Source organism: Evtepia sp. (assembly GCF_034090835.1).
GTDB lineage: Bacteria > Bacillota > Clostridia > Oscillospirales > Oscillospiraceae > Evtepia.
On sequence record NZ_JAXDRS010000020.1, the window covers coordinates 25,210 to 47,087 of the forward strand.

The window sequence follows — 21,878 nt, forward strand, 5'->3', positions numbered from 1 at the left end:
ACTCAGAATGTCAATCGGCCGGAGAAAGCTAACTTCCTTATCTGTTCGAATGGCCTTCAGATCACTTAATGCGCAGATGCGGTGTATATAGGATAGAGGGCGTGACAGGTCCAGCGTTGTTTGTATTTCTCGGCTGGTCAGATAAGATTGGGCGACCGCTCCCAGATAGAGCGATACGGCCCCGATATATTTTGAATCTCCCGTTCGTGAGTCCTCATTCTGCATGATGAGAACCGTATCCGCTAAACGTATGACGCGGACGCTTTTGTCATCGGGAAGCGCATAGCAGTGACGGCCATCTGACTCTTTATACCAGTATTTTGATTGAATTTTCGCCCTCTGCATATTGGGATGCACAAATCATAAAACTGGCAGGCAAACACAGTGTGTGTTTGCCTGCCAGTTTTTATGATTCAATTCGCCAGAGAAGGCGGCAGGACACCCTGGTCCTGCTGCGCTCCTATGATCTCTCTCGAAATAGTTGACGCCACCTACTTCAGTACTTCCCACATCTCATGGATGCCGTCGCTTTTACGGATGTAGTCATGGTCGTTGGTGGCCTCCTGAATTGCCAAATAGTACCATGCCGAACTAGGGTTGTCTAACCACGTTTTCATTCCGGGCAAGAGGTCATCCTCGGTTTCCGGCAGACGTCCCAAAACACGGTTGATCATCGTCACAGCCTGTGCGCGGGTGATGTTGGATTCTGGATAATAATTCCCATCCGGGTAGCCCTGCACCCAGCCAAGAGCTGCAGCGCGCTCAATGTCATTCTGCGCCCAATGCCCACTAACGTCCCGGAAGGTATTTCCGATCGTAATATCATGTTGGTCAAAACGCGCACAAACCGCGGCGAATTCAGCCCGCGTGATAGGGGCATCCGGCGCAAAAATACCAGAATCATAGCCGCGGAAAACGTCAAGGGCTACCATAGTGTATATTGCTCTATTGCTCCACCGCTCCGGCTCCACATCAGGGAAGGGGGTAGTAGTAGTAGCAACGGTATTATCATATTCTGCGCGAATCTCTGCCCGCAGCAGACGGTAGAGGATTGTCGCTACCTGCTCACGGGTGATGCTATCTGTGGGGCCAACCATACCGTCTGGATAGCCGACGATGTAGGCGATATGATCCTTGCTGTTAAAAAGCGCAGGATATTCCGTTGCCACCCACCCAGCATATACTGTTTTATCGGATGTCATTCTGATATTGTGGATACGCACCGAAAGCGACTCGTCAGCGTACCAGCCATTAAATGTGTATCCTTCCCGCACAGGAGTCTTGTCCAACGCAACTGTGCTACCGGAAACATATCTCATATCGGGATAGGTTGTGCCACCGTTGGTATCAAAGCTGAGCGTATAGTAGGTGTAAATGGGCGTATCTCCATTGCCATCTTTGCGTGTCCAGTGCGCATATATGGTGGTGTCTGCAGAAAACACAGTTTCAGAGGTGATTTTTTCACCACCGTCCATAGCACTGTACCAACCATTGAAAGCATATCTGTTGCGGGTGGGGCTGGGCAGTTCGGAGAGCCTGCCATCCGGACCGGTAGTCATGACAGTCGGATTTACTGTACCACCGTTTGCGTCCAAAGTCACTTTATAAGTGGTTGGAGGAACTGCTTCCCAAATCGCATACAGGACGGTGTCTTCTTCCACCGAGATGGTTTCAGAGGCAATCACGTCGCCGTCTGCTTTGTGCGACCAGCCTTTGAAACGCATGTTATTGGGAGCGACAAATTCACAGTAGGGAAGCGTGTACTCACCGGGAGGAACAACCGACTCATTCATTTCGCCGCTACCGCTGTTGGCGTTAAAATTAATAGTATAATAGCCGTGTGCAGCTTTGAGCGCAAACCAATCTGTGCTGTTCTGGGTTGGTTCGATGAGGTCAAGATGTGTCTTCGACCAACGAATATCCTCAACTCCATCCTCATACCAGCCCGAAATCGCTTTGGAAGTAGAGGCAAGTGTCAGCCCGGCTGGTGGGGCAGAGAAGCTGATTGCTCCAGATCCATCCCCAAAGTTGTAAATATCATCTCCCGCACTGTCAGCAGTGTTGTTGTGGATAGCAGCATCTGCCCCGATTGCCAGTGTTCCTTCGGGATAATTCATTATCCCGCCGCCGTAGGTTGCAGAATTTCCAGTGATGGTACCTCCAGTAATCTCTACCTCGCCTTCATTAAAAATCGCCCCACCAAAACTGGAAGCGCTGCAGTTTTTGATTTGCCCCCCGCTGAACAACATATGACCCGGAGCAACGGAAACCCCACCACCTTTTATACCAGAGCAGTTGGAAATGGTTCCTCCTCTGAGAGTGAATGTGCTGTTCGAACTCAGCACCATCACACCACCGCTGACGGAACTCGAATTGTGACAATTATCAATCACCCCGCCATACATATTGAACTGAGATTTGTCTTCAGTACCATGTCCGATAGCAATGCCACCAGTGGTTCCATTACTTGAAGAGTCGCATACCTTCACATGCTCATACATATTTAGCGTGGAATTTTCCCGAACCGTGAACAGTGGCTGCATAAGGACATTTTTAGTCTCCTTGCCGCCACCGCCCTTGATGGTCAGGCTTTGTTCATATCCATCCTTACCTAAATTCACGACTGCATCCCCGCAGATGCTCATGCCGCGCTGATCTTTGATATCTGGATTGTAAACATCTAAGGTGTGCCCTTCACCTAGAATGGTCACTGTACCTTTTTCAAATGTCAGGCTGTCATCTTGGCCACCTTCTTTTTTCCATTTCTCAGGGTTCAGCATAATGTCTGCCCCTAAAATAATCTCCGCATTACCGCCATTGGTATTAATTTCTTTGACAGCATTAATTAGATCATCCAGGGTATTCACCCGGTACTCCACGACTTCACCATCACGTACAGGTTCTCCATTTGTAGCCAGCGCCGGAATCGGAGCAAGGGAAAGCATCAAGCAAAGCGTAAGGATGATGCAAACCAGTTTTTTGTTTTCATAGTCTTGTCTCCCTTTTTTGATCGTCAGCAGCTATAGAAAGTGCAAATAGGACAGCCTGACACTGCTAACTATTATTTAATTTATTATATCTGCGTAAAGCTTATTTTGTCAATCTCTATGAATAAGACGCAAATAATTTTGTTGAGGTAAAACCGACTGAGGACTCACTCTTGCAGAAGAGGAAGTTCAGTCGCTTTGTCACTTACTGAGTATGGCTTGATTTGACTCGCTGTCAGCATTTGCGGTATTGTCATGCCGGTTATGCAGCATCGGCCGTCATACGCTGCCATTACAGCCTTGGTATGGATTCCTTCGGCATCCTGTTCGATCTGCTCCGGTTTCATGCCATAGGCAAGACTCCAATAGGTGGAGGAAACGATTGAAATCTGACAATGGGAGAAATACTTGTTGATCTGGTCAAAAGCCGCTGTAGCGCCTGCCCGTCTGGCCGTAATAACCGACGCAGCCGGTTTCATTGTAAAGGTATTGTTCCGCCTCACAGGTCGGAACAGAACAGACGGTCCATAAACTCTTTCAGGCTTCCGGTCATTCCGGCATAATAGAGCGGCGTTCCAAACACATACCCATCAAAATCTTTTGCCAGTTCCCGAAATTCATTGACATTATCCTGAATAGCACATTGGTGGATTTCAGAACATTTTCCGCAGTCCATACAACCATGGATTGCTTTGTTTCCAATCCAGTAAATTTGGGCGTTTACCCCTTGCTCCTCCAGCGCCTTTGCCACATGACGCAAGGCCGTGTAAGTACAACCTTTTTCGTGGGGCGAACCGTTTACCAATAGTACTTTCATCCCTGCCTCCTTGACAAGCGTACCGCAAGCGGTATGATGTAACTTGAAGTTTCTTATTTCTTGTAATTGTATTATATCAAGCGCAGATCTCAGAGAAACCACCTAGCGATCACTTTTGTTACTTAAATAACGCTCTTTGCGGAAAGGTTGCTTAAAAGCGATTCTAACCGGGACAGAAGATTTGCGTGTGCAAAAAACCATTGAGGCAGTTTACCGTTCTTTTGAGCAGTTACTCTGTGAAAAGGAATACGAAAAAATAACCGTCACCGAGCTGTGCGCATTGGCGGTGATCAACAAAAAGGCATTTTATGTGTACTATACGGATTTGAACGAACTTCTTGCGGAAATGCAGGGACAACTTTCCAGGGCCTACGCCCAGCGGGTTGCGGCCTATCAGCTCCCACGGGATGCCAAGCAGGTGATCCGGGAGTTTTTCCTGTTTTCCGCCGAACAGGGTGAGGCATATGAAAGGATTACCTGCTCGGAAACCTTTCAGTATATCCGTGGGCAGATGATCCGCAATGTACAGGAGGAAACCAAAATCGACCCGTTCACCTCCACACTCCTCGGCGTCTTAATGAGTACGGCGCTGCTGGAAATCTACAAGTACTGGGTTATGAGTGGGAAAAAGCAGTCCATCGAAGAGGATATCGCCACGGCGACCTCGCTGATTTGCGCCGGTCTGGTTGGGACGCTGTGAGGATAAAAGCAAAAAGCACTGCCTCATATGGCTGAAACAAGCCTTATGGGCAGTGTTTTTACTTATACATTAATCTCTGTACCGCCTTGGAATTTGAAAGTTATCCGCCCGTCGGCGTGTACGGTCACCATATCGATAACCGTCAGCCAAAGTTTCTCATCAAATTCCGTGAGTGGATTGAGTTCCTGCACCTCGAACATAAATGCGCCGGTGGCATCTGCCTGGGCATCCCTCGCCGCCTTTGTGCTGCGCAGTTCTTCGCCCCGTGCCTTCGCCTTTTCATACCGCTCCACGAAGCCGTTGTACCGGGCAGTATATTCCTCCTGATTCTGCGCCGTCTTTGAGTTTTCCGCAATGCAGCGTTTGGTAAGTTCCGTCACCACATCAATTTCTTCAAGCAACTGCCCGATTTCGGTGTCAATGCCGGAGCAGTCCGTCAGCGCAGACTGCATCAAGCGGCAGTCCTCAAGGAGGCTATCCTTATCGGTAAGTATGGCATTGAAGGCGTCTACAAACTCTGCTTTGACGGTTTCCTCATCAAGGTGGGGTGTTTCACATTTATGTTCGCCTTTGAATTTTTCGTTGCGCTGCCATATCACCCTTCGGTATTTACTGGTGGAGTTCCACACCTTGGAGTCGAAGAAGGAGCCACAGTCGCCGCAGATGATACGAGAGGAGAAAAGGCTTTTTCCACTGTACTGGCGGCTGATTCGTTTGCGCCGTTCCCATTCGGTCGCACCTTGTCGAACTCCTCCGGTGTGATGATCGGCTCATGGCTGTGCTCCACATAATACTGCGGCACTTCGCCCTCGTTCACTTTTTTCTTCTTGGTGAGAAAATCCACCGTGAAGCATTTCTGCAATCGTGTAGTAGGCTTTTCGCTCCACCTTTTCGGGATGTGTATTCCACCACGCCATTCGGCAGGCATCCGAGCAGAACACCTTTTTCCGTTTGTGTAAGGTCTGCTCCAGCGGCTTTTTGCAATTGCGGCACAGTTCCTTCGCCTCCGCAAGAGCATCGTCCACCGCAGGGTGTCTGGAACAAAAGGGCTTCACGGTATTCTGCGGTAAGCCCGTTATGGTCGCAATTTGCTTATATCCATAGCCTTTGCGCTGCAGCTCGATGATCTGCGTTCTTTCTTCATTCGTCATGGTTATGGTTCCTCTCTGAGAACAGCACTTCTCGCTATACGCAGAAAAAAGCCGTGTTTGTCAGGGTCAAACGGGCAAAAAATAACGCCCTCCACGGAAATAATCCGCAGAGGGCGAAATCAGCCGCATTGTCCATGGCAAATTTAATCGAGTGTTTTATACCTTCAGTACAAAATGGCTTTTGTGAAATTCCAACAGCCCCTCATCACGCATTTTGCAGAGTTCAACGGATAGTCCGCTGCGCTCGACGGCGAGATAGTCGGCGAGCTGTTGACGGGAAAAAGGAATGTCAAATTCATAGGCCCCGCGCTTTTGCGCCTGATTAGAGAGATAAGACATGAGCTTTGCCCTTGTTGTCCTCTGACCCATATGGGAAACCTTTTCGCCGAGGAGCAGATTGTGTCTTGCAAGCTCTCCTAAGAGGTTGCGGATGATCCTACTGTGATAGGAGCAGGCGGCGGTACACATGGTCAGAATGCGCTTTACATTCAGAAACATCACCGTAACCGGCGTTTCCGCAACAACGCTGATATTCAGCACAGCACCCGGCGCACAGGCAAACGTGGCGGCAAAGGTCTGCCCCGGTCCTGCTTTGGACAGGATCTGACGGTTTCCCCAAATATCCTCCTGGATGATCAGAACGCTTCCCGAAAGCACAAGACCAATCGATTCCGCCGTATCTCCGATGTGCATAAGATAGGTTTCCTTCGGGAAACTTATTTTTTTAGCATCCAGACAAGCGAGAATTGAGGTAAGCTCTGTTTCCGTAACGCCGGAAAATAGTTGCGATGCGCGGATAACAGATAAAAAATATTTCATAAAAATCCTCTTTCGTTGAAATTTCAACTGAATTGTTGATTTTATTGTACTATAATGGAGTCAAGAAATCAAGGAGGTGCTATCATGAAAAGACGGATCATCGAAATTGATCGGGATAAATGCAACGGCTGCGGCGCTTGTGCCGAGGCTTGCCACGAGGGAGCCATTGGCATGATAGACGGAAAGGCGAAGCTCATGCGGGACGACTACTGCGATGGACTTGGTGACTGCCTTCCTGCCTGTCCCACCGGAGCCATCACCTTTGTGGAGCGCGAAGCGGTGGCTTATGACGAACAGGCGGTACTGGCGAATAAGCAGGAGAAGATGCAGAAACAGGGCATGAAGTTGCCCTGCGGCTGTCCGGGCAGTCAGTCTCGGCAAATCAGCCATGCGGGAAATGCCTGCGCCGTTGAGAACACGCCTGTGGGTGAACCTGTGAGCAGACTCTCTCAATGGCCTGTCCAGATCAAGCTGGTGCCGGTAAATGCGCCCTATTTTTCGGGAGCGAAACTGCTGATCGCCGCCGACTGCACGGCCTATGCCTACGCCGCTTTCCACGAGCGGTTCATCAGGGGGCATATCACCCTTGTAGGATGTCCCAAGCTGGACAGCGTGGACTATTCCGAGAAACTGACGGAGATCATCCGAAACAACGACATCAAGAGCGTAACCGTTGTGCGCATGGAGGTTCCCTGCTGCGGCGGACTGGAGATGGCAACGAAAAAGGCGCTACAGCAAAGTGGAAAGTTTATTCCCTGGCAGGTGGTCACGGTCACGGTGGACGGCAGGCTCAAGGAAGAATAAGAACAATTTTTGAAACAGAAAGGACGATTATTATGAAGTATGTATGCAGCGTTTGCGGTTGGGAATACGACGAGAGCGTGGGTTACCCGGAGGGCGGCATCGCACCCGGCACACCCTGGAGCGAGGTCCCGGAGGATTTTGAATGCCCTCTGTGTGGTGTTGGCAAGGACAGCTTCGAGGAGGCGTGAGACGATGCGCTGTGAAAGCTGGAAAGAAAAAACCGACGAGTTTGAGGTCATGGATGTGCGTGGACGGAAGCTGGACTTTTTCCCGGAACTGAAAGCAAAGGCCGCTGGCAAGAAAAACGGAGAAGGGCTGCACATCATTCAGACCTTTGACCCGATCCCGCTCTATCCGGTGCTTGCGCTGATGGGCTACGAGCATTTTACGGAAAAGACGGGTGAAAACGAGTATCACGCCTATTTTTACAGGGCAAAGAAAGGAGATCAGGCATGAGCTTTGACAATTGGAAAGAAAAAATCCAGGCGTTTCAGACCATCGATGTGCGTCATTTGCAGGGAAACTTCTTCGAGGGACTGAAAAAGAAAGCTGAGGCGTTGGAGATCGGCGAGGGTCTGCACATCATCCAGACCTTTGAACCGCATCCTCTCTACGCCGTGATGGAGGGACTTGGCTACGAGCATCATACCGAGCAGCAGAGAGAAGCCGAATTCCATGTCTATTTCTGCCGCACAGAGAAAAAAGACGGCGGCGAAAATGCGCCCTTTAAGCCGCTGGCGCTGCTGAACTATCCCATGATTGATGAGAAGCTGGGGCAGATCGCCGTGGACTTCTGGGAAACCACATGGCAGAGTGAAAAGCGAGTGTTGCCCTACGAAACACGGTTGCTGCTGTCGCTGACCAACGCCGTGGGCGCGGGACGGATGCGGCAGGCGGCGCGGGAACTGGTAAAAGCGTACATCCACGGCGTGGAGAGTGCCGCGCTGGATGATGTGTTCGAGCTGCTGGCGTGGAATCAGGGCATTGGCTTTTTCAGCTCCGAGATCGGCCCATCGCCGCTGTTCCAGGCGTACAAACTCATCAAGACCGGTGAGAAACAGGGCAAGCCGCGCGAAGAGATCTGCACAGCTCTCCGGGAAAAATTTGGTGAAAAGAACTCCGATATGAAGGTATTAAATTAAAATCATAGAAAGGGGTATATATTATGGATAACAAAATGTTCTGCTATCAGTGTGAACAAACAGCGGGTTGCACCGGCTGCACAGGAAAAGCCGGCGTCTGCGGCAAGACTTCCGATGTGGCACATCTTCAGGATGAACTGACTAGGGCTCTCATCGGGCTGGCTCGGTCAACGGACGGCGATACGCAGACAACATCGGATACCTGGCGACTGTTGATTGAAGGGCTGTTCACCACCGTCACCAATGTGAACTTTAATGAGAAAACTATACGGGAAATGATTGCCCGAGTACACGCTGAAAAAGAACGGCTGGTTCCTAATTGTTCCGGCTTCGCATCTCGCTGCGGTCGGAACGACGATTACGACATGATGTTGCTGTGGAATGCCGGGGAGGATATTCGTAGCCTCAAGTCTCTGATTCTTTTCGGTGTGCGTGGCATGGCAGCCTATGCGCATCATGCAATGGTACTGGGCTATACCGACGAAGAAGTAAACCGCTTCTTTGCAAAAGCGCTCTTTGCTGTCGGAGAAGATTGGGGTATGGATGAGCTGTTGCCCATCGTCATGGAGGTTGGCGAGAAAAACCTCAAGTGTATGGAACTGCTGGATAAGGCAAACACGGAAACATACGGTACTCCTGCACCGACTACGGTTCCGCTGACCGTGGAGAAGGGACCTTTCATCGTAATCACAGGTCACGATCTACACGACCTGAAGCTGCTGCTGGAGCAAACAGAGGGCAAGAGCATCAACATCTACACCCATGGGGAGATGCTGCCTGCGCACGGATACCCGGAACTGAAAAAGTATTCTCACCTGAAAGGCAACTTCGGTACGGCTTGGCAGAATCAGCAGAAGGAATTTGCAGATATCCCCGCACCCGTTCTTTTCACCACCAACTGTCTTATGTCGCCGAAAGCAAGCTATGTTGATCGAGTATTCACTACGGCGGTGGTTTCCTATCCTGAACTGACGCACATCGGTGAGGACAAGGACTTTACACCCGTCATTGAAAAAGCACTGGAGCTGGGCGGCTATGCCGAAGATAAAGCATTCACCGGCATCAACGGAGGAAGCACGGTCACGACGGGCTTTAGTCATGGCACGGTGCTGAGTGTGGCGGATAAGGTGATCGAGGCTGTAAAGAGCGGGGCAATCCGTCACTTTTTCCTGGTTGGCGGCTGCGATGGTGCACGTCCCGGACGCAACTACTACACTGAGTTTGTCAGGCAGACGCCTTCCGATACCGTGGTGCTGACGCTGGCCTGCGGCAAATATCGTTTCAACGATCTTGACCTCGGCACAATCGGCGGTCTGCCTCGGCTTATGGATGTTGGTCAGTGCAACGATGCCTACGGCGCAGTAAAGATCGCACTGGCTCTGGCGGATGCCTTCGGCTGCGGCGTCAACGATTTGCCGCTGTCTCTGGTACTCTCATGGTACGAGCAGAAGGCAGTATGTATCCTGCTGACACTGCTGTACTTAGGAATTAAGAACATCCGTCTTGGACCGACCCTCCCGGCTTTTGTATCGCCCAATGTGCTGAATTATCTCGTGGATAATTTTGGCATTGCCCCTATCTCTACGCCGGAGGAAGATCTGAAGCATCTTCTGAAATAACAATTTATTACCAACACGCAGAGAAAAACTCCTCACCGCCGTAATGGTAGTGAGGAGATTTTTTGCGCCTTATGCCCGGATTTCCTGCCTGTTTTTTAAGGTGAAGCGGACATCGTCCTTTGCGCATACGATTGCATAATCCACTATGCCGCACCAATTCAGCTGTTTACGTGATATGAGATACAAAGCTTTATCAGACATTACTAAACGATACTTTTGATACATTTACTTTCCCCACAGCAATAGATTCGTCATGAGCGTTTCCCGGAATACGAAGGAACTCATCTCCGGGTACGGTTCATCGTGGAGCAGCAGGTACAGCGGATGGTCAGGAGCCTTTTCCTTGCCGCCGCTGTCCGTGTATCTATAATAAATGAAGCGGCAGTCCGGCAACAGCTTCCGCCAGAATACGGACGCAGGAATACACCGTCGTCATCTGCATGGCGGAACGTTCTGTCGCCGCCTTGCCGGAGGTCGTGCCGCCCATGTAAAAGGCAAACCTCGAACCGGCTGTGCTGTCCTTGGGCTTGTCTCTGGATCTGAACAGCCCTGAAAAGATACCCATGTGCATCACTCTCCTTCAAAATAGGCATTAGAAAAGCACCTGCCTGTAGACAGATGCTTAAAGCACTCAATTTCTGCGTGTTATACAGTTTGAAAATACGCAATTTTCAAAAGTTTCTGCAATTCAGTGCAAAAACTTTTTATTGCGCTCCGAAAATGCATCATTTACTCGCTCAGCAGCCAGTCGACCAGACCTTCTGACTTGATTCCATCGTATGAAGCATCGAGTCCCGGTTCAAGCGACAAAACGATCTTTTCATAGTTATCACGGATTTTCTGCAAAGGAGCGAGTTCTCTTTTGCGAACATCCTCACTTTGCATGGATTCCGTAACCTGGATATACTTTTTGTCATCCGCAGATGTGGCAATGAAGTCTACCTCGGTATTATCGATTTTACCGATTGCGACATCGTAACCACGGCGCAGCAGTTCAAAGTATACGATGTTTTCAATTGCGTGTCCGCTGTCCCGATTTCGGAAACCGAGCAGATAATTCCGAAGACCGATATCAACGATATAATACTTTCCAAGGGTGCGAAGGTACTCCTTGCCCTTGATATCGAACCGCTTGATTTCATAGAAGAAATAGCTTTCCACCAGCGCATTGACATACGCTTGAACCGTGTGCGCGCTCGGTGTCCCTTTCCGTTTGCCATCCTCCAGCAGTCCCTCGTTCATCAAGGTGTTTCCAATGGAGGAGATGGAAATACTGCTTCCGATGTTATCGGCAAGAAACAGAATGATCTTACGGAGCAGCACCGGGTCTGTGATCTGTCTTTGCCCGCGCCGCTTTTCACGCTCCAGAATATCCCGAACAACGGCTGTGGAGTAGATTCCGTCAAGGAGCGTCAGTGCCTTTTCCTGGTTGAGTCCTACATCGGCAATACCCGGCATTCCTCCGAAACGCATAAAAGCGTCAAAGACCTCCCGCAGCTCGTATCGTTCACCGTTTTTATCAAATACCTGTCGGCGAAGTCCTCCAAGTGCGCTCTGCGTTTCTCTGACCTCAAAATCATGAAAATACAGGAATTCTCTGAAGGACAGCGGGAGCATTTTTATTTCCACGCACCGCCCGGAGAGATAGGTGGAGTATTCCGATGAAAGCAGGTAAGCGTTAGAGCCTGTAACATAGATATCGCAATCCAGATCCACACGAAAAGCGTTGATGGCGTCCTCCCACACTTCTATTCTTTGCAGCTCATCAAAAAAGAGATACATCCGTTTGCCGGGTACAGTGCGCTCTTTCACATACTCATATACGTCATCCGAGGTCATTTTTCTGGAATCGTGGGATTCGAAATTCATCTCAACGATTTGCTCCGGACGGGCGCCGCTTTCCTTGAGGTGAGCGACCATCAGCTTTAACAGGCTGGACTTTCCGCAGCGGCGAATGCCTGTAATTACCTTAACCGGCTCGGTATCCTGAAAACCGATCAGCTGTTCCAGATACCGATCCCGTTTTTTCAGTTCATGGGATTCTATCATGGTACATTCCTCCTGTCAGCATTAGTATAGCACAAACTTATAAAAATATAAAGTCTTTGCAATCGGGAGCAAAAACTTTCTATTTTCGACAGGAAATGCATACAACTATATAAACAGCAGACCACGGCGGTCATACACGCTCTCACCGTTATCATTTCCACAGCGAATCGCACGGTCGAGCGCCATGATGGTCGCTACCGCACCATCGATTTTCTCCGTGGACTTTTCTTTGTACGGCTTGATGTTGCCCGCCGGGTCGGTGCGGATGAAGATGTTATCCATCATCCAGCGGAGGACAGGATGCCCTCCGTGGGCAATGCGCTGCTCCAGCACCAGCTTTATCAGTTCCTTGGTGGGCGGAGACATATCCTTGAAGCCCTGCCCGAAGGGAACGACCGTAAAGCCCAAACCTTCCAGGTTTTGCACCATCTGCACGGCTCCCCATCGGTCAAAGGCAATCTCTCGGATATTAAACCGTTCGCCCAGACGCTCGATGAATTTCTCAATGTAGCCGTAGTGGACAACATCGCCCTCGGTGGTTTGGAGATACCCTTTCCGTTCCCACACATCGTATGGAACATGATCTCTGCGCACTCGCAAATCGAGATTGTCCTTCGGTATCCAGAAGTACGGCAGGATAATGTATTTATCCTCATCGTCCAGCGGCGGGAATACCAATACGAATGCTGTAATATCCGTGGTGGAGGACAAGTCCAAGCCGCCGTAGCAGACACGGCCTTCCAGATCGTCCTCGCTGACGGCAAACTCACATATATCCCATTTCTCCATGGGCATCCAGCGCACAGCCTGCTTGACCCACTGGTTGAGTCGCAACTGCCGGAAGGAGTTCTCCTCGCCGGGATTCTGCTTTGCGGATTCGCAGGCGTCCTTGACCTTGTCGATACCTACCGTGATACCAAGGGATGGATTGGCCTTCTTCCAGACCGCCGGATCTGTCCAGTCATCACTTTCATCCGCACCGTAGATAACGGGGTAAAAGGTGTGGTCAATCTTCCGTCCGGCAATGATGTCCTGGGCTTTCTGGTGCACCTCGTAGCAGATGGATTTTGTATCGTTGCCCGCCATGGTGATAAGGAAATACAGCGGCTGCATTCTGGCATCACCGGAGCCTTTGGTCATAACATCAAACAGCTTGCGGTTGGGCTGCGTGTGCAATTCGTCAAATACCACGCCGTGGGTATTGAAGCCATGCTTGTTGCCAACATCGGCGGATAGAACTTGATAGATACTGCCCGTCAGCCCGACGATGCGCTTGATCGACGGGCGAACCTTCAGCAGGCTTCTGAACCGTTTTGCCTGGCAGTTTTTGAAGGAGGACAGCTCATCGATGACCACCATGTCATAATCGAACGAAACGCCGCTTTCCTCCACGAGCCACTGGACATTTTCCCGGTTGATGATGTACACGCTGACCTTCTGCCGGAGAGCGGCTTTGCGTTCCGTTTCTGTGCCGACTGCCACCGAGTAGGTCAGCCCTTTTAGGTATAGATGCCGATGTAGCGCTTATTCTTGATGATCTTGTTGGCAGACGTTCAGAAGGAAATGCGCAAGAGAAAGGAGCCTGACATGAACGAACTGGAAGTCAGACGGATTGTAGATGATGAACTGCTGAAAGGCACCGTAGTGTATGAGACGATCCAGGAGGTGCCTGCGTGGGGCCAGGAGACCGTCAAGAAGCTGGTTAGACAAGAACACTTACCTGCGGGGCGACGGCAGCGGCCTGGGGCTCACCAGCGACCTGCTGCGAGTGCTGGTGATCAACGACCGGGCGGGGTTGTATGATCGGTGATTTTATCACTGGCAATTCCTCCGATGTGTGATAGACTAAAGTCATCAGAGAGGAGGCGTCGTTATGCAAGACGTGAAGATCAATAACCCGGAGGGCCTGCCAGACGAGATCATCCAAAAGGCCGTTGCCATGATGGAGCAGGAAGACGGGCGCAAGGTGGTGGAGATCTCCATCCGCACCACAGGGAACCCGGACGAATACGGGATCACGCCCATTTTTGAAAAGATCCCCTTCCAGCGTATCCGGCGCATTACCGGCTACCTGGTGGGCGACCTGGGCCGCTTCAATAACGGGAAGCTGGCAGAGGTGCACGATAGGGTGAAGCACAGCGTGTAAAAAAATCCCACCCCTGGATTTTTTTCAGAGGGCGGGATTTTTCTTGTTTAGTCTTGTTGGGATCCGGTCTCTTTCTTCGTTAGTATTTCCGTTAGCGTTTTTGGTTTTCCCTTTGCTAATTCTGTTGTTATATATAACGCTGTGTTCGTTATTATAAAACCGAACAAGAACAAAAAACGCTGATATACAAAGAAGAAACCCCTTGAACCGTTTTGGCTCAAGGGGTTTCTTCTTGGTGGAGGCGGGGGGAGTTGAACCCCCGTCCGATAACACTTCCTCAGGAACCTCTCCGGGCGCAGACGGTTCTTTACATTCCCTCGCCATGACGCAAGCCGTCATGCTTCATGGTCCGGTAGCTTCATTGGTCATGCCGGGGGCAAAGCTTACCCCGGTCACGTGCACCACTTAGATCACGCCCAAGCCCGGCTCGTGGTCCTTCCGGGGTGGACGGCCGCTATTAAGCAGCGGCGAGAACTTCGTTGTCGTTGTTCTTTAATTTATAAGTTGTCTGTTTTAAGGATGGCAGACACATCCGCCCGCTATTCCTGCACCCATGTCCCCGTCGAAACCAGTACGCCCCCATATTATGACCCTTGTGCAGGGTATCCTCTGGCAGGGAGGAGATCCTCCCTGCCAGAGGTATGGATTGCTGATAGTTGAGAGATCTTACATCTTCTCGGGTTCGGGATAGGTGACGCCGAAGGTATCTACGGTCACCTTCTTCATCCGCTGGTCTTCCTTGGGCTTGTCGCTGAAGTTGGTCTTCACAGCGGCGACCCGGTCCACCACGTCCATGCCCTCGGTCACCTTACCAAAGGCTGCATACTGGCCATCCAGGAAGTCACCGTCGGCATGCATGATGAAGAACTGGCTGCCGGCAGAGTTGGGGCTCTGGGCCCGGGCCATGGACAGCACGCCGCGGCTGTGGCTCAGAGGGTTGGCCACGCCGTTGGAAGCGAACTCACCCTTGATGCAGTAGCCGGGGCCGCCAATGCCGATGCCCTGGGGGTCGCCGCCCTGGATCATAAAACCGGAAATGGCGCGATGGAAGATGAGGCCATCGTAAAAGCCCTTGTTGATAAGGCTGATGAAGTTGTTGACGCTGATGGGCGCAATGTCAGGGTACAGCTCCGCGACGATCTTGCCGCCGTCTTCCATTTCAATGGTAACAATGGGATTCTGTGCCATAGGTATGCTCTCCTTACTACATATCATAGATAACGCGATGATAGATCATACAACCGAAACCGGGACTTTCTTTGCTCAGCGCTGTTTCAGCGCCCGGTCCATATCCCGCTTGGCGTCTTTTTTTGCTGCCGCCTCCCGCTTATCGTAGAGCTTCTTGCCTTTGCACAGGCCAATCTCTACTTTTACCCGGGGCCCTTTAAAGTACAGGCTCAGAGGAACCAGCGTGTAGCCGTCCTGCTTGATCTTGGCAAACAGGCGAAGGATCTCCCGCTTGTGCATAAGCAGGCGGCGGGGCCGTCTGGGTTCCCGGTTAAAAATGTTTCCCTTTTCATAGGGACTCACATGCATTCCGTTTAAGGTCATCTGCCCATCCTTGATGGTGCAGAAGGAATCTTTCAGGTTGACATTCCCCATGCGGATGGACTTGACCTCGGTCCCCGCCAGTTCGATGCCCGCCTCGTAGCGGTCCTCCACGTAGTAGTCATGGAACGCTTTGCGGTTCTGCGCAATCTGCTTGGTTTTTTCTCCCGCCAAGACGGACACCTCCTCTCCGGCAAATGCCTGCAACAGTGTTTTTATTATCCTTTATTATCTCCCTTCTGTCAAGGGTCCAGACCCGCCTTTCCCCCTGTTCAAACAATGTTTACAGAATTCAATTTGACAACCTACCTGCTATGTGTTACAATTTGGTTACATTTACAAACAGGGCACCTTGCCCTGCCCTTTTTTGGAGGCACCATGCTTTTGCCCTCCCATCCCTTTGCCCTATGTGTATATGGAGGTTTTTATGGCAAACGAAAAGATCCCCCTGACTTATAAAGGTCATCCCCTTCTCCGGAAGGACAACATGATTTACTATGGCAGCATGTCCGACTCCCACATCATCCAGCTTCAGATCCTGGACACCAAACCCGTGGGCGACATGAACGTGGCCACCAAGGTGAGCATCCAGCTCCAGCTGACCGACCCCGACCTGAAGGGCCGGGATCGGGTGGTCAAGCGCAGCGAAAAGGACAGCCTCTACTCCGCCATCGACATCGCTTCCGTCTGGCTGGACAGAGCTCTGGCCAGCCGCTGACCCATCCCTTCCCCCTGAGAGAGGTATCCTATGAAATCTTTGCATTGTTTCTCCCGGGTGTTGGCTTCCGCTCTGCTGGCCGGTTCTCTCCTGTCTATCACCGCCCTGGCTGCTCCGGCTGAAAGCAGCTCCACCAACACCTCCCGTGTGGACCGGGGTCCCAATATCATCTCTTCCAGCCAGGCAACCGCCGGCAACCGCAGCCCCATTCCGGTCTCTCCCGATCAGGCGACCGGCAACATCCAGGTCTCCTACCACGACAAAAACGGCAATGAAAGCTCCGCCAACGTCTCTGTGGTCGCCCAGAACGCCAAGCTCTACGCCTGCGTCAACGCCGGCGGGGATTCTCTCCGGGTCCGTCAAGGTCCCGGCACCAACTATGGCATCCTCTGCTCCGTCTTTGACGGCGACTTCTTCCCCATCACCGGGAAGACCAATGGATGGTACCAGATCTCCTGCAACGGCCGTACCGGCTACGTCTCTGCTGAGTTCGTCATCGAAAAGCACGAAGACGAGATCAACCATCCCGGCGGAAACCCCGGCGGCGGAGACCTTACCCTGGCTCAGCAGATCGTGGACTATGCCCTGCAATACCTGGGCTATCCCTATGTTTACGGCACCGCCGGACCCAATACCTTTGACTGCTCCGGCTTCACCTCTTACGTCTTTAAGCACTTCGGCTACACCCTCAACCGCTCCTCCAAGGATCAGCTGTACAACGGTATGCCTGTGACCAAAGACCAGCTCCAGCCCGCTGACCTGCTGCTCTTCTCCAGCAACGGCACTGTGGTCACCCACGTGGGCATTTACATTGGGGACGGACAGCTTATTCATGCCTCTACCCCCACCTCCGGCGTCATCATCAGCGACCTGAACTCCAATTACTACACCACGCACTTCTTCGCTGCTCGACGCATCATCTGACCAACTCCACAACGACACGACCGATAAAGAAAGGGCTGTCCCCCAGGGGACAGCCCTTTCCCTTATCTCATGGTTTTTTCTGTGCGTCAGTCCTCGTCCTTCAGCTGGTTCAGGCGTGCCTTGTTGGCCGCGATCCTTCCTTCCACTTCTTCCAGCTGCTGGTACCACACTTCGTAGCCCAGAGGTGCCGTGGGGTTCTCCGTCACGAAGCGCTTGCCGATCTCCATATAGAGGCGCTTCCGGTTTTCCTCCTCGGACACATTATCCAGGTTCAGTTTGGCGCTTTTTCCCAGATCTCTGGCCTTGCCAATGCCTGCCAGGGTCAGATTCTTCGCCTTGTTGCTCAGGTCTTTCCATTCTGCCATATCTGTTACCTCCTTTGGATCCATGTACGCACAATCTTTCCTTATGCTGCTATTATATCGTTTTCCCTATGGTTTCGCAAGGCTTCCCTTTCCCGCAAAAAGGGAAGGTTTTCCTTCCTTTTCTTCCTCCTCCCCTGTATAATATCTCTGCCGGGCAGGGAGCCGGATCCCTTCCCTGTGCCCGCACCCTCATCCTATGCAGTTCCCCTCTGCTTCGTCCAAACTGGGAGGTTCTCTATGCAGATTTCTTTCGCACCCTTGGAAGGCATCACCGGGTGGCTCTATCGCTCTGTTCACCACGCCATGTTTCCCGGCCTTCACACCTATTATACCCCCTTCTGGGCTCCCACAGCCGACAGCCCTCTGTCCGGTCGGGGCCTGGCCGACGTCCTCCCGGACCATAATCAGGGGGTCCCTCTGGTCCCCCAGCTGCTCACCAACCGGGCAGAGGACTTTATCGCCGCCGCCAAAGCGCTCCAGGATCTGGGCTACCAGGAAGTCAACCTGAACCTGGGCTGTCCCTCCGGTACCGTGACCGCCAAGCGGAAAGGTTCCGGTTTTCTATCCCTGCCCGAACATCTGGACCAATTCTTTGCGGAGGTATTCTCTGGGCTGGATCTTCGGGTCTCTGTCAAAACCCGTCTGGGGCTGCACTCCCCTGAGGAGTGGCCCGGTCTGCTGGAAATTTTCAACCGTTACCCCATTGCGGAGCTGACCATCCACCCCCGTATCCGGACTGATTTCTACCGGGAAGCCCTGCGGATGGAGTCCTTCCGCTATGCGGTGTCCCACACGGACCTTCCCCTCTGCTTCAACGGCGACCTGACTTCTCCTTTACAATACCATGCCTTCTCCCAGGACTTTCCTGCCATCCAACACGTGATGATCGGCCGGGGACTGGTGGCCAACCCTGCCCTGGCCCGGGAGATTCAGGGGGGTCCGCCCCTCACCAAAGAGGAGCTTATGGAATTTCATGCCCGCCTGCTGGAGGGATATGCCTCGGTTTTGTCCGGAGATCGGCCGGTCCTGGGAAAGATGAAAGAGCTCTGGTTCTACTGGTCTCATCTCTTCCCCGCCCCGGAAAAGCCCTTAAAGGCCATGCGGAAAGCCCGCACCCTCTCCGACTACACCTCTGCGGTCCAGGGCCTCTTCCGGGACCAGGACCTGCTGCCCGGGGCCCACTTCTCCCCCTTCTGACCGGCTGAGCTCTGGATAGATCCCAGCGGTGTCCAGGTGAAAGACCTCCCGGATGAGCCGCAATTCCTCCTCCGGCGTGGTGGGGGCAGCCTGGTCCACATTGCCCTGCCGCTCCACCTGGAAAACATGCCGCCGCAGGGCCAGCATCCCCTCCCGGGTATAGATGGAGGGACGGGGAAACTGGTTCATATTGGACGTGGGACTCTTTTCAAAAAAGAACAGCACCGGGTCAAAGTCCCGGTCCACCTGTGGCTCCAGGGCAAAGGCCTGAATCCGTTCCCAGTCTCGGCCTGGCCGCCGCTGACACTGGACCCAGCCGAAAAAGTCTTCCCACTGGTACCGATAGTCACAGTGACCGTCGTTCTGCACCAAGCCCTCTTCCAACAAAAGAGGGCAGCGGGCATTCTCCGTGGCAAAGCCCACGTCGGTGGTATACGTCTGCCCCTGAATCTCCACCGCCAGGATCCGATGGCGGCGGAACAGATAGGTATCCGGGGTGAGCATCCGGGCGTTGTAGCTGGTCACCGAAAAGCCCAGAGAGTAGAGCAGCCAGTTATACAAAGTATTCAGCTCGGCACACACGCCCCCCTGCCGCCGAAGGACGATCTTTTCATACAGATGGTCCAGGGCCAAGGACAGGGGACGCCCTGCCACAATATCCAGGTTTTCAAAGGGAACCGTCAGTTTGTGGGCCAGCTGAAGTTCTCCCAACCCCTCCACCGTCAAGGGGACTGGGTTTGACAGGCCAATCCGCTGAAGGTAGGTTTCCATCTGCTGCTGCGTCATTTTGGGGCCGTTGAGGGCGTTGATATCCATAGCGTTATGTGCCTTCTTTCTCATCATGCTTGGTCCATTGTACCACGGGAAGAGAGGTTTCACAATTCTCCCCAAAAAGAACCCTTTTTCTTGACCGGTTTTATCCTCTCCCTATATAATATAAACAGGAAACCGATGGTTGTTCTTCTCCGTCATTCGCCCCCAATCGTAGGAGGTGTCTCTCATGCCCAAGAAAGCTGTCCTGTTTTTCTCCCTTTCCATCGGGGTTTGTCAGGTTTTCTTTCTTCTCTGCTGCACCCTCTGGCGTACGATTATCCTATTGCCTTCCCCCTCTTCTCTCCTTGTTCCGCCCCTGACCAGGGAGTACTTGGTTCTGGTTCATCGATGAATACGCCTCTGCCGTCCCCTATGAGGACGCTCTGGTCTCCTTCTACACCTCCCTGCTCCGTCCCCTGCTGAGCGTGGTTATCCTGGGCGGTCTTCTCTGGCTGCTGGTCCGCTTCCGCAAGCAGGCAGCAGCGTCCAAAGGAGTCTACGCAGGCATCCTGGCAGCAGGTGTCATCCTCCGGCTGCTCCTGCTCTGGTTCACCCGGACCTATGGGCAGCCCTACTTCCTGTTTATGGACTTCCTGCCGGTGGAGCTGTACTCTCTCATGACTCTGGCGGTTTTCCTTCTTCTGCGTCGGACTGCTCGTTCTGTCCCCTGCAAAATTCTTCCACCCTCTTGACAATCTTCCCGCCGTTTTTTATACTAAAATTTACGAGCAACAAAGCGATGATGGGAACAAGTAGGCAGCAGACCTACGGGGTCCAGAGAGGAGACGGACGGTGCAAGTCTCCCCCCGCCTGCAGCTGAAGTCCTCCCGGAGCTGTCTGCCCCAGCCCATTTGGTAAGGCAGACCGGCGTCCCCCGTTACGGGAAAATGAGTGCGGACAGTGTTTTTTTCTGTCCGAATTCAGGTGGTACCGCGGAATCCTTCGCCCTGAATCCCTCTTGGGATCCAGGGCGTTTTATGTATGACTGGAGGCATTCTATGGACGAATCTTTCTACCCCTTTGTCAACCAAACCACCTACAACCGGGACGCTCTCGCCGCCCTGAACCGTCTGGCTGAGGCCAGCGTGCGCAAGGAGAAGTCCCGCCGCACCCGCGCCCTGTGCTACCTGCTGGGCGTGGTGGGTCTGGTGGCCGGTTCTTACTGCTACCAGAGCCAGACCCTGGTGGGGACCCTGCTGCTGATCTACGGCGTGCTCCTTCTTCTGGTAGCCATCACCTGGAAGTCTTTCCAGCTGCGCTCTTCCCAGCGGCAGCTCCAGCAGGGCGTCCGTACCTGCACCTACGAGTTTGACGAGGACGAGCTCATCTGCCACACCGAAGCCGGAGAGCTCCACTATCCCTATGACCAGGTCTACGCCGTGGTAGGCGACAAAGACTGGTATGCCATCTTCTTTGACAGCAGCCACGGGGTGGTGCTGGACAAGAAAGGCTTCACCGCCGGTGATCCCATGGCCTTCAAGGCCTTCATCGGTCAGCATACCCAGCTGCCCATTCAGAAATTTTGAACCCTACGGTCCTTTCCCCAAGGAACCCGTGACAAGACTATGAGGAGGAACCATCTGCATGAGAAAAGAACTGCCTAAAGTTTATGACCCCCGGGAGGTAGAAGGCCGCATCTACACCCAGTGGGAAGAAAACAAGTGCTTTGCCGGCGTCCGGGACGCCAAGAAAAAGCCCTACACCATCGTCATGCCCCCACCCAACGTCACCGGCCAGCTGCACATGGGTCACGCCATGGACTCCACCCTGCAGGACATCCTCACCCGTTTCAAGCGGATGCAGGGGTATGAGGCCCTGTGGCTGCCCGGCACCGACCACGCCGGCATCGCTACTCAGATCAAGGTGGAGGAGAACCTGCGGGTGAACGAGGGTCTGACCCGGTATGACCTGGGCCGGGAGAAATTCCTGGATCGGGTGTGGGACTGGAAGAACCAGTACGGCAACCGCATCGTGGAGCAGCAGAAGAAGATGGGCGCCAGCTGCGACTGGGACCGCGCCCGCTTCACCATGGACGAGGGCTGCTCCAAGGCCGTGCGTGAGACCTTCTGCAACCTGTAT

25 protein-coding genes, 1 other RNA gene, 2 pseudogenes and 1 other annotated feature are annotated in these 21,878 nt (G+C 52.6%); of the genes and pseudogenes, 14 read left to right on the forward strand and 14 right to left on the reverse strand.

Going from position 1 to position 21,878, the window contains the following annotated elements; genetic code table 11:
• Positions 1–491: 491 nt before the first annotated feature.
• The 3 genes from SOR61_RS04095 to SOR61_RS04105 all read right to left on the reverse strand — a co-directional run bounded on the left by SOR61_RS04095 (position 492) and on the right by SOR61_RS04105 (position 3,804).
• Positions 492–2,867 (reverse strand): InlB B-repeat-containing protein, encoded by a 2,376-nt coding sequence (locus SOR61_RS04095; protein ID WP_320611420.1) that lies wholly within the window; start codon positions 2,865–2,867, stop codon positions 492–494.
• Positions 2,868–3,154: 287 nt separating this feature from the next.
• Positions 3,155–3,466 carry a hypothetical protein gene (locus SOR61_RS04100; protein WP_320611421.1) on the reverse strand — a complete coding sequence of 104 codons (312 nt, stop codon included), beginning with the start codon at positions 3,464–3,466 and terminating at the stop codon, positions 3,155–3,157.
• 20 nt (positions 3,467–3,486) lie between these two features.
• Positions 3,487–3,804 (reverse strand): flavodoxin family protein, encoded by a 318-nt coding sequence (locus SOR61_RS04105; protein ID WP_320611422.1) that lies wholly within the window; start codon positions 3,802–3,804, stop codon positions 3,487–3,489.
• Between the two features lie 187 nt (positions 3,805–3,991).
• On the opposite strand from SOR61_RS04105, the gene SOR61_RS04110 reads away from it, so the two are divergent.
• Positions 3,992–4,504 carry a TetR/AcrR family transcriptional regulator gene (locus tag SOR61_RS04110; RefSeq protein WP_320611423.1) on the forward strand — a complete coding sequence of 171 codons (513 nt, stop codon included), beginning with the start codon at positions 3,992–3,994 and terminating at the stop codon, positions 4,502–4,504.
• 62 nt (positions 4,505–4,566) lie between these two features.
• Here the strand turns inward: SOR61_RS04110 and SOR61_RS04115 are convergent, their stop codons facing one another.
• The 3 genes from SOR61_RS04115 to SOR61_RS04125 all read right to left on the reverse strand — a co-directional run bounded on the left by SOR61_RS04115 (position 4,567) and on the right by SOR61_RS04125 (position 6,474).
• Positions 4,567–5,214 carry a zinc ribbon domain-containing protein gene (locus tag SOR61_RS04115; RefSeq protein WP_320611444.1) on the reverse strand — a complete coding sequence of 216 codons (648 nt, stop codon included), beginning with the start codon at positions 5,212–5,214 and terminating at the stop codon, positions 4,567–4,569.
• Complete coding sequence (locus SOR61_RS10230; RefSeq protein WP_407066504.1) at positions 5,100–5,522, reverse strand: DUF3304 domain-containing protein; 423 nt, start codon at positions 5,520–5,522, stop codon at positions 5,100–5,102. Before SOR61_RS10230 ends, SOR61_RS04115 begins: the two co-directional genes overlap by 115 nt.
• 289 nt (positions 5,523–5,811) lie before the next feature.
• Positions 5,812–6,474: a Crp/Fnr family transcriptional regulator gene (locus SOR61_RS04125; protein ID WP_320611425.1), complete on the reverse strand. Its 663-nt coding sequence runs from the start codon at positions 6,472–6,474 to the stop codon at positions 5,812–5,814.
• A gap of 84 nt (positions 6,475–6,558) precedes the next feature.
• Between SOR61_RS04125 and SOR61_RS04130 the strand changes: the two genes are divergently transcribed.
• Genes SOR61_RS04130 through hcp form a run of 5 tightly spaced genes read left to right on the forward strand, consistent with a single transcriptional unit; the run spans position 6,559 to position 10,039 of the window.
• Positions 6,559–7,278 carry a 4Fe-4S dicluster domain-containing protein gene (locus tag SOR61_RS04130; protein WP_320611426.1) on the forward strand — a complete coding sequence of 240 codons (720 nt, stop codon included), beginning with the start codon at positions 6,559–6,561 and terminating at the stop codon, positions 7,276–7,278.
• Positions 7,279–7,310: 32 nt separating this feature from the next.
• Positions 7,311–7,466, forward strand: coding sequence for a rubredoxin (locus SOR61_RS04135; protein ID WP_320611427.1), 156 nt, complete (start codon positions 7,311–7,313; stop codon positions 7,464–7,466).
• 4 nt (positions 7,467–7,470) lie between these two features.
• The gene (locus SOR61_RS04140) at positions 7,471–7,734 is read left to right on the forward strand and encodes a hypothetical protein (protein WP_320611428.1); all 264 of its coding nucleotides are present in this window, start codon (positions 7,471–7,473) and stop codon (positions 7,732–7,734) included.
• Positions 7,731–8,420: a DUF2249 domain-containing protein gene (locus tag SOR61_RS04145; protein ID WP_320611429.1), complete on the forward strand. Its 690-nt coding sequence runs from the start codon at positions 7,731–7,733 to the stop codon at positions 8,418–8,420. The genes SOR61_RS04140 and SOR61_RS04145 overlap by 4 nt, the downstream gene beginning before the upstream one ends.
• Positions 8,421–8,443: 23 nt before the next feature.
• Positions 8,444–10,039 carry a hydroxylamine reductase gene (gene hcp, locus SOR61_RS04150; protein ID WP_320611430.1) on the forward strand — a complete coding sequence of 532 codons (1,596 nt, stop codon included), beginning with the start codon at positions 8,444–8,446 and terminating at the stop codon, positions 10,037–10,039.
• Between the two features lie 231 nt (positions 10,040–10,270).
• On the opposite strand, the pseudogene SOR61_RS04155 reads toward hcp, so the two are convergent.
• The 3 genes and pseudogenes from SOR61_RS04155 to SOR61_RS04165 all read right to left on the reverse strand — a co-directional run.
• A pseudogene (locus SOR61_RS04155) lies at positions 10,271–10,604 on the reverse strand (phage portal protein); the annotation flags it as partial.
• A gap of 164 nt (positions 10,605–10,768) precedes the next feature.
• Positions 10,769–12,088, reverse strand: coding sequence for an ATP-binding protein (locus SOR61_RS04160; protein ID WP_320611431.1), 1,320 nt, complete (start codon positions 12,086–12,088; stop codon positions 10,769–10,771).
• Positions 12,089–12,193: 105 nt separating this feature from the next.
• Positions 12,194–13,372: pseudogene (locus SOR61_RS04165) on the reverse strand (terminase large subunit); the annotation flags it as partial.
• Positions 13,373–13,736: 364 nt separating this feature from the next.
• Between SOR61_RS04165 and SOR61_RS04170 the strand changes: the two are divergent.
• Positions 13,737–13,898 carry a hypothetical protein gene (locus tag SOR61_RS04170; RefSeq protein WP_320611432.1) on the forward strand — a complete coding sequence of 54 codons (162 nt, stop codon included), beginning with the start codon at positions 13,737–13,739 and terminating at the stop codon, positions 13,896–13,898.
• 63 nt (positions 13,899–13,961) lie between these two features.
• Positions 13,962–14,234, forward strand: a complete 273-nt coding sequence (nrdD, locus tag SOR61_RS04175; RefSeq protein WP_320611433.1) for an anaerobic ribonucleoside-triphosphate reductase — start codon at positions 13,962–13,964, stop codon at positions 14,232–14,234.
• A gap of 233 nt (positions 14,235–14,467) precedes the next feature.
• Here the strand turns inward: nrdD and ssrA are convergent.
• The 3 genes from ssrA to smpB form a co-directional block, all read right to left on the reverse strand.
• Positions 14,468–14,815: a transfer-messenger RNA gene (gene ssrA / locus SOR61_RS04180) on the reverse strand.
• Between the two features lie 85 nt (positions 14,816–14,900).
• Complete coding sequence (locus tag SOR61_RS04185; RefSeq protein ID WP_320611434.1) at positions 14,901–15,422, reverse strand: peptidylprolyl isomerase; 522 nt, start codon at positions 15,420–15,422, stop codon at positions 14,901–14,903.
• 75 nt (positions 15,423–15,497) lie between these two features.
• Positions 15,498–15,956, reverse strand: coding sequence for an SsrA-binding protein SmpB (gene smpB, locus SOR61_RS04190; RefSeq protein WP_320611435.1), 459 nt, complete (start codon positions 15,954–15,956; stop codon positions 15,498–15,500).
• Positions 15,957–16,209: 253 nt separating this feature from the next.
• Here smpB and SOR61_RS04195 point away from each other — a divergent pair, with 253 nt between their 5' ends.
• Positions 16,210–16,500 carry a hypothetical protein gene (locus SOR61_RS04195; protein WP_320611436.1) on the forward strand — a complete coding sequence of 97 codons (291 nt, stop codon included), beginning with the start codon at positions 16,210–16,212 and terminating at the stop codon, positions 16,498–16,500.
• 30 nt (positions 16,501–16,530) lie between these two features.
• Entirely contained in the window at positions 16,531–17,424 is an 894-nt protein-coding gene (locus SOR61_RS04200) for an SH3 domain-containing C40 family peptidase (RefSeq protein WP_320611437.1), read from the forward strand.
• A gap of 86 nt (positions 17,425–17,510) precedes the next feature.
• Here SOR61_RS04200 and SOR61_RS04205 read toward each other — a convergent pair whose 3' ends face one another.
• The gene (locus SOR61_RS04205) at positions 17,511–17,789 is read right to left on the reverse strand and encodes a hypothetical protein (protein WP_320611438.1); all 279 of its coding nucleotides are present in this window, start codon (positions 17,787–17,789) and stop codon (positions 17,511–17,513) included.
• A 237-nt stretch (positions 17,790–18,026) separates the two neighbouring features.
• Between SOR61_RS04205 and SOR61_RS04210 the strand changes: the two genes are divergently transcribed.
• Complete coding sequence (locus SOR61_RS04210) at positions 18,027–18,986, forward strand: tRNA-dihydrouridine synthase family protein (protein ID WP_320611439.1); 960 nt, start codon at positions 18,027–18,029, stop codon at positions 18,984–18,986.
• Here SOR61_RS04210 and SOR61_RS04215 read toward each other — a convergent pair.
• A complete protein-coding gene (locus SOR61_RS04215) occupies positions 18,879–19,802 on the reverse strand; it encodes an arylamine N-acetyltransferase (protein ID WP_320611440.1) in 924 nt (307 codons plus the stop codon). The two genes, SOR61_RS04210 and SOR61_RS04215, sit on opposite strands and share 108 nt — an antisense overlap.
• A 422-nt stretch (positions 19,803–20,224) precedes the next feature.
• On the opposite strand from SOR61_RS04215, the gene SOR61_RS04220 reads away from it, so the two are divergent.
• From SOR61_RS04220 to SOR61_RS04230, 3 genes are all read left to right on the forward strand, one after another.
• On the forward strand, positions 20,225–20,491 hold the full coding sequence (locus SOR61_RS04220; protein ID WP_320611441.1) for a hypothetical protein: 267 nt from the start codon (positions 20,225–20,227) through the stop codon (positions 20,489–20,491).
• 38 nt (positions 20,492–20,529) lie between these two features.
• Positions 20,530–20,752: a binding site (T-box leader), on the forward strand.
• A gap of 45 nt (positions 20,753–20,797) precedes the next feature.
• Positions 20,798–21,325, forward strand: coding sequence for a YcxB family protein (locus SOR61_RS04225; protein WP_320611442.1), 528 nt, complete (start codon positions 20,798–20,800; stop codon positions 21,323–21,325).
• Between the two features lie 58 nt (positions 21,326–21,383).
• Positions 21,384–21,878, forward strand: a 495-nt coding sequence (locus SOR61_RS04230; protein ID WP_320611443.1) for a class I tRNA ligase family protein, incomplete at its 3' end; no start/stop codon positions are given.